The sequence below is a fragment of the Pseudomonas sp. GW456-L13 genome (genome assembly GCF_017350115.1).
In the GTDB taxonomy this organism is placed as follows: domain Bacteria; phylum Pseudomonadota; class Gammaproteobacteria; order Pseudomonadales; family Pseudomonadaceae; genus Aquipseudomonas; species Aquipseudomonas jessenii.
This window is the reverse complement of sequence record NZ_JACNAS010000002.1, coordinates 447,301-459,497: the sequence shown is the minus strand read 5'-3', so window position 1 is coordinate 459,497 and position 12,197 is coordinate 447,301. Positions and strand designations below refer to the sequence as shown.

The following is a 12,197-nucleotide window of genomic DNA, read 5'->3' as shown; positions in this document are numbered from 1 at the left end:
GGTCCACGATCCATTGTGGGAGTGTTGTGTCAGGTAAACATCCAGGTTATTCGAGCCGGGCCAGTCTTTCTTCCAGCGCCGCAATTCGCGCTTCCAGTTCTTCGATCCGTTCAACCGAAACCCCGCTGCCGCCACGCTCGGCCGGGTTTTGCCGTGCCGCCATGATCGCTTCGATATCCGCCGGGTCGCCCAGGGCGTGGGTGTAACGGTCTTCGCGTTGGCCGGCCTGACGCGGAATCAGCACGGCCAGACCCCGGGCAATCAGGCGTTCGAGTTGATGCACCACCTGTTCGGTGTCTTCGAATTCATGCATGCGGCCGCTGCGGGTTAGCAGTTCATTGACGGTCTGCGGGCCGCGCAGAAACATCAGCCCGGTCAGGATGACCTGAGCCGGTACCAGTTCCAGGGCCTTGTCGACCTTGTGTTCCCAGCGGTCGGCGCGGCTGCCCATCACCAGTCTGGCGAAGCCGCGTCCTTCGAGGGCGCGCAGGCTCTGACCGACCTGGCCCGGCGTCAGGTTCATCACTGGCTCGCGGCTGGTTTTCTGGTTGCAGGCAATCACCAGGGCATTGAGGGTCAGGGGATAGGTTTCCGGGCTGGTGGCCTGTTTCTCGATCAACGAACCCAGAATGCGGATTTCCGTGCTGCTGAGCCGTGGCTCGTCGAAAGTCGTCTCTTGCTCAGTGCTCATGGTTCTGCATCCTTAGCCGATTCATGTTTTTCACTTGCGTAGGCGCACTTTGACATCGCCCGTTCGGACTAGGCAAGGCTAACGATTCTGCCGCGTCCGGGCGGCGCCAAACTTCATGCTCAAAGGGGTGTTGCGCCACGCGCGCCCCGCCAAACGAGCAGAAGGCGCCGCGATGGAGTTTGCATTCAGCGACGAACAGGAAATGATCCGCGCATCGGCCGAGGGTTTCCTCGCCGATGTCTCGGATTCTGCCGCCGTGCGCGCGGCAATGGTCAGCGAACGGGGGTTCGACGAAGCCCTCTGGCAGCGTCTGTGCCAGGAAATGTACTGGCCGGCCATTCATATCCCCGAAACCTATGGGGGCCTGGGCCTCGGCTTTGTCGAGCTGACGATCCTGCTGGAACAGATGGGCCGGCGTTTGCTGTGCTCGCCATTTTTCGCCACCGCCTGCATGGCCACCCCTGCGCTGTTGCTGGCGGCCAATGATCAACAGAAGCAGCGCTGGTTGCCGTCGATTGCCGATGGCAGCGTGACCGCGACCCTGGCGTTCAGCAGTGCCAACGGCTGGTCCGCCGACGATGTCCAGGCAACGGTGGTGGCCGAAGGCGACGGGTACGTCCTCGACGGCACCCTCAAGCATGTGCTCGATGGCCATGGCGCTGACCTGTTGATCATTGCCGCACGGCAACCCGGAACCACTGGCGAAAAGGGCATCAGCCTGTTTGCCATGAGCGCGGAGCGGGCCGGCATCGAACGGCAAATGCTGCCGACCATGGACCAGACCCGGCGCCAGGCGCGGATCCAGCTCAAGGGCCTGTACCTTGAAGCCGACTGCCTGCTGGGTGAGTTCGGGAATGGCTGGTCGCACCTTGAGCGAGTCCTGCAACTGGCCTGCATCGGCCTGGCTGCCGAGCAGACCGGCGGCGCGCAGCAGGTACTCGACCTCAGCGTGGCCTACATGCAGGAACGCCAGCAGTTCGGTCGCCCGATTGCCAGTTTCCAGGCCCTCAAACACCGTGCCGCCGACATGATGCTGCAAGTCGAATGCGCCCGTTCGGCCAGTTATTACGCCGCGTGCGTGGCCCAGGAAGTCCTCGATCCCCAGGGTGATCCGCAGGTCGCGGCCGAACTGCCGCTGGCGGCGGCGCTGGCCAAGGCGCAGTGCTCCGAGACCTACTTCTCCTGCGCGTCCGAATCGATCCAGCTACACGGCGGCGTCGGTTTCACCTGGGAATACGACCCGCACCTCTACTTCAAGCGCGCCCGCGCCAGCGAGAGCTTCCTCGGGCTACCGGCCTGGCATCGCGAGCGCATTGCTTCGGTGATTCTGGGAGAGCAGCCATGAAAATCAGTTTCAGCGAGCAGGACGAACGCTTCCGTCGGGAAGTCGCCGACTGGATGAGCGCCAACCTCTGCGGCGAGTTCGAAGCCCTGCGTTTTCGCGGTGGTCCAGGCGATGAGCATATGTTTCCCGAAGAGCGCAAAGCCTGGGAGCGCAAACTCGCCGAGGGTGGCTGGACCTGCGTCGGCTGGGCGCCGGAGCATGGCGGGCGTGGCCTGTCGATCACCCAGCAGGTGATCTTCAACGAAGAATACGCCCGCGCCGGCGGCCCCGGCCGCATGGGGCATATCGGCGAAGGCCTGGCCGGGCCGACCATCGCCGCATTCGGCACGGTCGAACAGCAACAGCGTTTTTTGCCGGGGATCGTCAGCGGTACGTCGTTCTGGTGCCAGGGCTATTCAGAGCCGGGCGCCGGTTCCGACCTGGCCAGCGTCAAGACCCGTGCAACGCTGGATGAAGCCACCGGCAGTTGGATCATCAATGGCCAGAAAGTCTGGACCTCCCTGGCCCACGAATCGGACTGGTGCTTTGTCATCGCCCGCACCGAACCGGGTAGCGTCGGCCATCGCGGTCTGTCGTTCCTGCTGGTGCCCATGGCCCAGACAGAAATAACCGTACGACCCATCGAGCAACTCACCGGCACCTCGGAATTCAACGAAGTGTTCTTCGACGATGCCCGCACCGACGCCACCAACATCATTGGCGCGCCGGGCGAAGGCTGGAAGATCGCCATGGCACTGCTGGGCTTCGAGCGGGGTGTGTCGACCCTCGGCCAGCAGATGCAGTTTCAGAACGAGCTCAACGAAATCATCGCCATTGCCAAGACCAATGGCGCCGACCGCGACCCGATCCTGCGTCAGCGCCTGGCCGAGGCCTGGAGCGGGTTGCGGATCATGCGCTACAACTCGCTGCGCATGCTCTCGGGTAGCCAGGACGGTTCGCTGCGCAAAGAGGCGACCATCTACAAGCTGTTCTGGTCGACCTGGCACGCCAGCCTCGGCAAGTTGGCGATGGACGTCCTCGGCGCCGAGGCGGAATTGCTCGAAGCCGCGCCTTACCAGTTGACCCGTTTGCAGTCGCTTTACCTGTTCAGCCGCGCCGACACCCTCTACGGCGGCAGCAACGAAATCCAGCGCAACATCATCGCCGAGCGTGCCTTGGGCATGCCCAAAGAGCCGCGTCCGCGCGCCTGAAAGGAGAGAGTTCATGTCTGTACCTCAATATGTTGAAGGTCGCGGCCTGCTGCGCGGCAAGTCGGTGCTGATCACCGCCGCCGCAGGCGCCGGGATCGGTTTTTCCGCCGCCGTGCGTGCCGCCGAAGAAGGCTGCCGTGCGCTGATGATCAGCGATATCCATGAAGGCCGGTTGGCCGAAGCGGTGCTGAAAATCCGCGAAACCACCGGGCTGCAACACGTGTTCGGCCAGGTCTGCAACGTTGCCGACGAAGCCCAGGTACAGCAGCTGATCGCCTGCGCCGAGCGTGACCTGCAAGGCGTCGATGTGTTGATCAACAACGCCGGGCTTGGCGGCTCGCGGTTGCTGGTGGACATGGCCGATGAAGAGTGGAATCGGGTCATCGACGTGACGCTCACCGGCACCATGCGCATGACCCGCGCCATGCTGCCGAAAATGATGGAGCGGCGTGCCGGAGTGATCGTCAACAACGCCTCGGTGCTGGGCTGGCGCGCGCAGAAAGAACAGGCGCACTACGCCGCCGCCAAGGCTGGCGTGATGGCGCTGACCCGCTGCGCAGCGGTCGAGGCGGCTGACTACGGCATCCGTATCAACGCGGTCAGCCCGAGCATTGCCCTGCACGATTTCCTGCGCAAATCCGCGCCCCAGGCAGTGCTCGATCAACTCGCCGCCAACGAAGCGTTCGGCCGCGCCGCCGAAGTCTGGGAGGTGGCCAACGTGATGATGTTCCTGGCCAGCGACTACAGCTCCTACATGACCGGCGAAGTGTTGTCGGTGTCCAGCCAGAGGGCGTGACCATGCCACGTATTTTCGACACGCCGATGGCCTTGTTCGACGCCGTGGGCCAGGAGCTCGGTGTCAGCGAATGGCTGCTGCTGGGTCAGGACCGAATCAATCTGTTTGCCGACGCCACGGGCGATCACCAGTGGATTCACGTCGATCCGCTCAAGGCCGCCAACGGTCCGTTTGGCGCCTGCATTGCCCATGGCTACCTGAGCCTGTCGCTGGTCAACCTGTTCTTGCCGCAGATCGTCGAGGTCCGTGGCCTGGCCATGGGTGTCAATTACGGCTGTGAGCGGGTGCGCTTCCCCTCGGTGGTGCGCGTCGGCTCGCGGGTGCGCGGCAGTGCGCAACTGATCGCGGTCGAGGAAGTGAAGGGCGGCGTGCAGGCGACCATCCGCGTCAGCGTCGAAATCGACGGCGAGGAACGCCCCGGCTGCGTGGTCGACACCATCAGTCGCTATTACCCGGCCTGACCTTCAACAGCATTTTCGAGGAATCAAGCATGAAAGAAGCCGTCATCGTTTCCACCGCCCGCACCCCGATCGGTAAAGCCTTTCGCGGTGCGTTCAATGACACCGAAGCGCCGCAACTGGGTGGACATGTGGTGCGCGAAGCCGTACGCCGTGCCGGTATCGAACCGGGTGAAGTGGACGACGTGATCATCGGCGCCGCCGCGCAGCAGGGTACGCAGTCCTATAACCTGGGGCGCCTGTGTGCAATTGCCGGTGGCTTGCCGGCATCGGTTGCCGGGATGGCCGTCGAGCGCCAGTGCTCGTCGGGCCTGATGAGTATCGCCATGGCCGCCAAGGGCATCATGTGCGACGAAATCGACATCGCCGTGGCCGGTGGCCTGGAGTCGATTTCCCTGGTGCAGAACAAGCACAAGAACCTGTATCGCAATCAGTCGGGTTCGGTGATCGAGCTGGACCCGCACGCCTATATCCCGATGATCGAAACCGCCGAGATCGTCTCCGCGCGCTACGGCATCTCCCGCGACGAGCAGGACGAATACAGCTACCAGAGCCAGCTGCGTACCGCACAGGCCCAGAGCGCCGGACGCTTCGACCGGGAGCTCGCGCCGCTGACCAGCCGCAAGGCACTGTTCGACAAGGCCACCGGCGAAACCAGTTATGAAACCGTCACCTTGCTGCGCGACGAGTGCAACCGCATCGACACCACTCTCCAGAGCCTGAAGGCGCTGGAGCCAGTGTGGCCGGGCGGTCAGTGGAGCGACAAGGGTGGTTTCATCACCGCCGGCAACGCCTCCCAGCTCTCCGACGGCGCATCGGCTTCGGTACTGATGAGCGCAAAAATGGCCGAGAAACGTGGCCTGGAACCGCTGGGGATCTATCGCGGCATGGCCGTCGCCGGCTGCAATTCCGACGAGATGGGCATCGGCCCGATCTACGCGATTCCGAAACTGCTCAAGCGTCATGGCCTGACCATGGACCACATCGGCCTCTGGGAGTTGAACGAAGCGTTCGCCTGCCAGGTGCTGCATTGCCGTGACACCCTGGGCATTCCGGCCGAGCGCCTGAACGTCAACGGCGGGGCGATCGCCATCGGCCATCCGTTCGGCATGTCCGGGGCGCGGATGGTCGGCCACGCATTGGTCGAAGGCCAGCGTCGCGGCTTGCGTTACGTGGTGGTGAGCATGTGCATCGGTGGCGGCATGGGCGCTGCTGCTTTGTTCGAGGTGGTCTGAATGATCAGCGCACAACATATCCAGACGACAATGGCGCGTTACGTGGAGTTGGTGGATGCCGGCGACATCGACGGCATCCTCGCGCTCTATGCCAAAGACGCCACCGTTGAAGACCCGGTCGGCCAGGCGCCGTTGCAGGGCATCGACGCTATCGCGCGCTTTTACCGTGAAGGGCTGGGGGCGATGAAAGTCTCCGCAACCCGGACCGGCCCGGTGCGCGCAACGCTCAACGGTTGCGGCGCGATGCCGTTCCGGGTCGACATGGAGTGGGGCGGGCAACCGTGCTCGCTGCATGTGATCGACGTGATGGAATTTGATACCGACGGCAAAGTCCGCTCGATGAAAGCCTACTGGAGTGAAGTTAACGTAATCGCGCGAGGTGCAGCATGAACCTGGAGCAGCGGATCGCCCGCCTGGAAGCGCTGGAGGATATTCGCCAGCTCAAGCATCGCTACCTCAACGCCTGCGATCTCAAGCAGGTCGAGGTGATTGCCGACTGCTTCGCCGAAGGTGAAGTGCTGATCGATTACGGCCCGCTGGGGATCTTTCGTGAGCGCAACAGTTTTGTCGCGCTGTACCGCGAACTGGCTTGCCATGAGCGGGTGATCGACCTGCATCACGGCGCCAATCCGGAAATCCAGGTGCTAAGCGAAGATGAAGCCCAGGGCCGTTGGGCCCTGTGGTATTTCAACCTGGATGGCGAGAGCGGGGCGACGCGGCAGTTGGGTGGGTTCTATCAGGACCGTTATCAGCGTATCGCCGGCCAATGGAAGATCGTCGCCACCCGCTTTACCGCTCACTCGGAAGTGGCGCGTTCCTGAAGGTTGCTCACTCCAGAGGTGGCTCCTGTAGGCGCGAACCTGCTCGCGATGGCGGCATGTCAGGCAACATCAATGTTGAATGTGCCGACCTCATCGCGAGCAAGCTCGCTCCCACAATTTTTGAGGTGACGCCGGCATTGCGAGCCCCCAATCCCCTGTGGGAGCGGGCTTGCTCGCGATGGTGGTGTGTCAGGCAGCATTGATATTGGATGTGCTGACAGCCATATCCGGATTCTGCGTTCGGCCGGTTTCGTAGTAGGCCTTGAGGTTCTCGGCAATCTGCCGAACGACCTTGTTGAAGGCCTTGGCCAGCAACCCTTCAAACAGCTTGCCACCGCGCAGGCTGTAACTCATTTGCAGAGTGATGCGGGTCGCGTTGCCTTCGGCTTGCAAGGCATAACTGAAACTCGCCTGGCGAAACGGAAAGGGCGAGTCATTGCCGCCCTTGTGCAACCGCAGTACGAACCCCGTGCCTTCCTGCCACTGCACCACGCTTTCATCCAGATACTGACCGCCCTTGCGCAACACCCGGCGACTGGCGCCGATACCTTCCGTTGCGCCAGGATGAAACTGGCAACCGGTCAGGCCTGGTACATAGTGCGGGGCAAGGCTCAGGTCGCGCAGTTTAGTCCATGCGGCTTGTCGCGTGAGGTTCAGCACAACGCTGTGGCTGGCTACGGGCATGTCGAAAGTCCTCTTATGGATGGGATTGAGCCGCATCGAGAAATGCCGGGCGTTCTCCCGCGCCATGCACCGCGATGTCCGCGCCGCTGACGTAACGGGCCAATGTCGATGCCAAGTACAGACAGGTGTCGCCAATGTCCTCCGGGGTCGCCAGGCGTTGCAACGGAATGGTCGCGGCCACCCTGGCAATGCCCGCGTCGTCACCATAATGCATGGCCGCCTGCTCGGTGAGAATCAGCCCGGCGGTCACGGCGTTGACCCGCACCTTGGGCGCCCATTCCACCGCCAGCGAGGTCGTCAGGTTGAGCAAGCCGGCCTTGGCCGCGCCATAAGCGGCGGTGCCGGGGGAAGGGCGGGTGGCGCTGACGCTGCAGATGTTGATGATCGCGCCACCGTCGGCCTGGGCCTGCATCACCTGGTTGGCCTGCTGGCACAGGTTCAGTGGCGCAATCAGGTTCAGGCGGATGATTGCCTCGCTGAAGCGCGGCGAAGCCGTGGCGGCGTCGGCATTCGGCGAACCGCCGGCGTTGTTGACCAGCACATCGAGGCGGCCGAAGCGCTCGACGATCTGCGTAATCAAGCGCCCGGACTGCTCGACATCCCGCAGGTCGCAGGCCACGAACAGCGCCTCGCGCCCGGCGCTGGCCGGCAAGGTTTGTGGTGCTTCGCGACCGCAAATCACCACCTCGGCGCCACAGTCCAGAAAGCGCTGGCTGATGCCGCGACCCACACCTTTGCCACCTCCGGTGACCAGTACCACTTTGCCGCGAAAGTCCATTGGATCAAGCATGGGGGTGTCTCATTCAGTCGCTCGGGAATGTAACCGATGCTAGGTCTGCAACCCCGGCAGGCCAACGTCCAAAGGGACTAGAGATTGTCTGTAGGAGCGAGCCTGCTCGCGATGGACCTGAGAGCACCGCGGGGTGTCAGGTATCCAGCGTCATCGTTGACGAGCATCGCGAGCGAGCTCCTACAAGTACAGGCGCGTAGTCCTGTCGGACGATGTTGATGGCCCGACCCATCGGAATAATCCGGCTACAACAACAGGCCGGGAGGACACCTTATGGGCGCTTCAGCGCAAGGGCACTTCGTTACGCTGCCGGATGGTTTGCAGCTGCACTACAAAGACACCGGCAACGGCGAGCCGGTGATTTTCATCCATGGCAGCGGACCGGGTGCCAGCGGTCACAGCAACTTCAAGCAGAACTACCCGCTGTTCACCGAAGCCGGTTACCGGGTGATCGTCCCGGATTTGCCCGGCTACGGCGCTTCGGACAAGCCCGACACCCTCTACACCCTGGACTTCTTTGTCGCCGCCCTCAGCGGTTTGCTCGATGCCCTCGACATCCAGCGTTGCGTGCTGGTCGGCAACTCCCTGGGCGGCGCGATCGCGATCAAACTGGCCCTCGACCAACCGCAGCGTATCAGCCGTCTGGTGCTGATGGCGCCCGGTGGCCTGATGGAAAAAGAACAGTATTACCTGCAGATGGAAGGTATCCAGAAAATGGGCGCGGCTTTCGCCAAGGGTGAGCTGAACGATGCGGCGGGCATGCGTCGCCTGCTGGCCCTGCAACTGTTCGACGAAACCCTGATCAGCGACGAAACGGTGAACGAGCGCGTCGCCGTGGTTAAGCAGCAACCGGTGTGCGTGCTGTCGACCATGCAGGTGCCGAACATGACGTCGCGCCTGGGTGAGTTGCAGTGCCCGATCCTCGGTTTCTGGGGCATGAACGACAAGTTCTGCCCGTCCTCCGGTGCCCAGACCATGCTTGAACACTGCACCCAAATACGTTTCGTGATGCTCAGCGAGTGCGGGCATTGGGTCCAGGTCGAGCACCGTGACTTTTTCAACCGCCAGTGCCTGGCGTTTTTTCAGGAGGCCCGTGGATGAGCGTGCAATTGCGCCGTGAGTTCGGCGAAGAGCTTTATCAGGCGCTGCTCAGCGGCTCCACCTTGGCGCCGCTGACCGAGCGCTGGCCGTCGATCAGCATCGAAGACGCCTATCACATTTCCCTGTACGCCATTGAACGTCGGGTGGCGGCCGGTGACCAGATCGTCGGCAAGAAAATCGGCGTGACCTCGGCGGCAGTGCAGCAGATGCTCAACGTGCATCAGCCGGATTTCGGCTTCATCACGCGGCAGATGTCGTTCGATGACGATGCGCAAATTTCCCTGTCCGCCAACAAACTGATCCAGCCCCGTGCCGAGGGCGAGATCGCCTTCAAGCTCAAGCATGACCTGGTCGGCCCCGGCATCACCGAAGCCGACGTGCTGGCCGCCACCGAATACGTGATGCCGTGTTTCGAGATCGTCGACTCACGGATTCACGACTGGCGCATCCGCATCCAGGACACAGTCGCAGACAACGCTTCTTGCGGAGTGTTTGTGTTGGGCGACAGCAAGGTGGATCCGCGCGAACTGGACCTGCCGAATTTGCGCATGCGTGTGTTCAAAAACGCAGAGCCCCTGAGTGAAGGCCTGGGTTCGGCGGTGCAGGGCAACCCGTTGACGGCGGTGGCCTGGCTGGCCAATACCCTGGGCGCCTTCGGCATTCCGTTCAAGGCCGGGGAAATCATCCTGTCCGGCTCGCTGGTACCGCTGGAACCGGCCCGTGCCGGCGACCGTTTTGAACTGACCATTGATGGCCTGGGCAGTGCCCGGGTGTCTTTCTGCGCCTGACTTTTGGAGTTTGACCCCATGAGCAAAAAACTCAGAGCGGCCATTATCGGCCCGGGCAACATCGGCACCGATCTGCTGATGAAAATGTGCCGATCGCAATGGATCGAGCCGGTGTGGATGGTTGGTGTCGACCCTGATTCCGAAGGCCTGAAACGTGCCCGGGAAATGGGCATCAAAACCACCGCCGGCGGTGTCGATGGCTTGCTGCCTCACGTCCTCGACGATGACATTCGCATTGCCTTCGATGCCACCTCGGCCTACGTGCATGCGGAAAACAGCCGCAAGCTCAACGAACTCGGGGTGATCATGATCGACCTCACGCCGGCGGCCATCGGTCCGTACTGCGTGCCGCCGGTCAACCTCAAGGAGCACGCGTCGAGCCTGGCGATGAACGTCAACATGGTCACTTGCGGTGGCCAGGCGACCATCCCGATGGTGGCGGCGGTGTCGCGGGTGCAGCCAGTGAGCTACGGCGAAATCGTCGCCACGGTCTCTTCCGGTTCGGTGGGCCCGGGCACGCGGCAGAACATCGACGAGTTCACCCGCACCACCGCTGGTGCGGTGGAGAAGATCGGCGGCGCCCGACGCGGCAAGGCGATCATCGTGATCAACCCGGCCGAGCCGCCGCTGATGATGCGCGACACCATCCATTGCCTGACCGATGACGAGCCGAACCAGGATGCAATCCGCACCTCGGTGCTGGAGATGGTCCGTGAAGTGCAGCGCTATGTGCCCGGCTACAAGCTGATCAACGGGCCGGTGTTCGACGGGCGCAAGGTGTCGATTTTCATCGAGGTCGAAGGCCTCGGCGATTTCCTGCCCAAGTCCGCCGGCAACCTCGACATCATGACCGCCGCCGGTTTGCGCACGGCCGAGATGTTCGCCGAAGAAGCCCACAAGGGCACCCTGCAATTGCCTGCCCGTTGAGTGGAGAATCGCTATGAATTTGCAAGGTAAGAGCGTCCGTCTGCATGACATGAGCCTGCGCGACGGCATGCACGCCAAACAGCACCAGATCAGTATCGAACAAATGGTCTCGGTGGCCACCGGTCTCGATGCGGCCGGTGTGCCGCTGATCGAAATCACCCACGGCGATGGTCTGGGCGGTGCTTCGCTGAACTACGGTTTCCCGGCCCACAGCGACGAGGAATACTTCTCTGCGGTGATTCCGAAGATGAAACAGGCCAAGGTTTCGGCCCTGTTGTTGCCGGGGATCGGTACCCTCGACCACCTGAAGATGGCCCACGAACACGGCGTGTCGACCATTCGTGTGGCGACCCACTGCACCGAGGCGGACGTGTCCGGCCAGCACATCGGCATGTCGGCGAAGATGGGCCTGGACACCGTTGGCTTCCTGATGATGGCGCACATGGTCAGCCCGGAAAAACTGCTGGAGCAGGCGCGGTTGATGGAAAGCTACGGCGCCAATTGCATCTATTGCACTGACTCGGCCGGCTACATGCTGCCCGATGAAGTGACGCAAAAGATCGGGGCCCTGCGTGCGGGACTGAACGCCGGGACCGAAGTCGGTTTCCACGGCCACCACAACATGGGCATGGCCATCGCCAACTCCCTGGCTGCCATCGAGGCCGGTGCTGCACGGATCGACGGTTCGGTCGCGGGTCTTGGCGCGGGAGCGGGCAATACGCCGCTGGAAGTGTTCGTCGCGGTGCTGGAGCGCATGGGCGTCAACAGCGGCGTCGACCTGTACAAGATCATGGACGTGGCCGAAGACCTGGTGGTGCCGATGATGGACCAGCCGATCCGCCTCGACCGGGACGCACTGACACTCGGTTACGCCGGGGTCTACAGCTCGTTCCTGTTGTTCGCCAAGCGTGCCGAGCAGAAGTACGGCATCGCTGCTCGCGAACTGCTGGTGGAGCTGGGCCGACGCGGAACCGTGGGAGGTCAGGAAGACATGATCGAAGACCTGGCGCTGACCCTGTCGCGGGCCAGGGGTGTACTGCCGACCTGATTAATGCGGCAACGAAAAAACCACCGATCCGGTGGTTTTTTTATGGCCGGTGGAAACCGTGCTCAAGGCAGCAGATTGCGCACCACGGGCGGGTAGCAGTTGATGGCCGAGCTCGTACAGCTGAAGTAAGCCGTGGTCGGTCGGTAGGCTTCGTTCTTGAACAGCTGGCACAGACTGGTGGAAGCGCCCGCACAGAGGATGATGAACAGAGCACAAGTCGTTTTGCGCATGATGAGTCTCGACACGGTTTTATTGTTGTAGAGACAGGTTATGGCTGCAGCGCGCGAGTCGCCTCGTCCGAATGGACTAGCCGACCAATTTGA

General features: G+C 62.5%; 15 protein-coding genes. 11 read left to right on the top strand and 4 right to left on the bottom strand.

The genetic code is table 11. From position 1 onward, the window contains the following. Positions 1-46: 46 nt before the first annotated feature. A complete protein-coding gene (locus J4D25_RS16215) occupies positions 47-691 on the bottom strand; it encodes a YceH family protein (protein ID WP_057714038.1) in 645 nt (214 codons plus the stop codon). 172 nt (positions 692-863) lie between these two features. Between J4D25_RS16215 and J4D25_RS16210 the strand changes: the two genes are divergently transcribed. From J4D25_RS16210 to J4D25_RS16180, 7 genes are read left to right on the top strand one after another with little or no spacing between them, the layout of a single operon-like run. Then, a complete protein-coding gene (locus J4D25_RS16210) occupies positions 864-2,036 on the top strand; it encodes an acyl-CoA dehydrogenase family protein (RefSeq protein ID WP_057714039.1) in 1,173 nt (390 codons plus the stop codon). Next, entirely contained in the window at positions 2,033-3,226 is a 1,194-nt protein-coding gene (locus J4D25_RS16205; protein ID WP_057714040.1) for an acyl-CoA dehydrogenase family protein, read from the top strand. The genes J4D25_RS16210 and J4D25_RS16205 overlap by 4 nt, the downstream gene beginning before the upstream one ends. 13 nt (positions 3,227-3,239) lie before the next feature. Next, positions 3,240-4,022 carry an SDR family oxidoreductase gene (locus J4D25_RS16200; protein ID WP_057714041.1) on the top strand — a complete coding sequence of 261 codons (783 nt, stop codon included), beginning with the start codon at positions 3,240-3,242 and terminating at the stop codon, positions 4,020-4,022. A 2-nt stretch (positions 4,023-4,024) separates the two neighbouring features. After that, the gene (locus tag J4D25_RS16195) at positions 4,025-4,483 is read left to right on the top strand and encodes a MaoC family dehydratase (protein ID WP_057714042.1); all 459 of its coding nucleotides are present in this window, start codon (positions 4,025-4,027) and stop codon (positions 4,481-4,483) included. A 29-nt stretch (positions 4,484-4,512) separates the two neighbouring features. Further along, positions 4,513-5,715 (top strand): acetyl-CoA C-acyltransferase, encoded by a 1,203-nt coding sequence (locus J4D25_RS16190; protein WP_057714043.1) that lies wholly within the window; start codon positions 4,513-4,515, stop codon positions 5,713-5,715. Continuing rightward, entirely contained in the window at positions 5,716-6,105 is a 390-nt protein-coding gene (locus J4D25_RS16185; protein ID WP_057714044.1) for a steroid Delta-isomerase, read from the top strand. Further along, complete coding sequence (locus J4D25_RS16180; protein WP_057714045.1) at positions 6,102-6,536, top strand: nuclear transport factor 2 family protein; 435 nt, start codon at positions 6,102-6,104, stop codon at positions 6,534-6,536. The genes J4D25_RS16185 and J4D25_RS16180 overlap by 4 nt, the downstream gene beginning before the upstream one ends. A gap of 189 nt (positions 6,537-6,725) precedes the next feature. On the opposite strand, the gene J4D25_RS16175 is transcribed toward J4D25_RS16180, so the two are convergent. Continuing rightward, on the bottom strand, positions 6,726-7,220 hold the full coding sequence (locus J4D25_RS16175; RefSeq protein ID WP_057714046.1) for an SRPBCC family protein: 495 nt from the start codon (positions 7,218-7,220) through the stop codon (positions 6,726-6,728). Positions 7,221-7,233: 13 nt separating this feature from the next. After that, positions 7,234-8,010, bottom strand: a complete 777-nt coding sequence (locus J4D25_RS16170; protein WP_057714047.1) for an SDR family oxidoreductase — start codon at positions 8,008-8,010, stop codon at positions 7,234-7,236. A 273-nt stretch (positions 8,011-8,283) separates the two neighbouring features. Between J4D25_RS16170 and J4D25_RS16165 the strand changes: the two genes are divergently transcribed. Genes J4D25_RS16165 through dmpG form a run of 4 tightly spaced genes read left to right on the top strand, consistent with a single transcriptional unit; the run spans position 8,284 to position 11,874 of the window. Then, complete coding sequence (locus tag J4D25_RS16165) at positions 8,284-9,111, top strand: alpha/beta fold hydrolase (protein ID WP_057714048.1); 828 nt, start codon at positions 8,284-8,286, stop codon at positions 9,109-9,111. Further along, positions 9,108-9,899: a fumarylacetoacetate hydrolase family protein gene (locus J4D25_RS16160; RefSeq protein ID WP_057714049.1), complete on the top strand. Its 792-nt coding sequence runs from the start codon at positions 9,108-9,110 to the stop codon at positions 9,897-9,899. Before J4D25_RS16165 ends, J4D25_RS16160 begins: the two co-directional genes overlap by 4 nt. Positions 9,900-9,917: 18 nt before the next feature. After that, positions 9,918-10,826: an acetaldehyde dehydrogenase (acetylating) gene (locus J4D25_RS16155; protein WP_057714050.1), complete on the top strand. Its 909-nt coding sequence runs from the start codon at positions 9,918-9,920 to the stop codon at positions 10,824-10,826. A 13-nt stretch (positions 10,827-10,839) separates the two neighbouring features. Then, positions 10,840-11,874, top strand: coding sequence for a 4-hydroxy-2-oxovalerate aldolase (gene dmpG, locus J4D25_RS16150; RefSeq protein WP_057714051.1), 1,035 nt, complete (start codon positions 10,840-10,842; stop codon positions 11,872-11,874). A 62-nt stretch (positions 11,875-11,936) separates the two neighbouring features. Here the strand turns inward: dmpG and J4D25_RS16145 are convergent, their stop codons facing one another. Then, positions 11,937-12,104, bottom strand: a complete 168-nt coding sequence (locus J4D25_RS16145) for a hypothetical protein (RefSeq protein WP_198530235.1) — start codon at positions 12,102-12,104, stop codon at positions 11,937-11,939. Between the last annotated feature and the right edge of the window lie 93 nt (positions 12,105-12,197).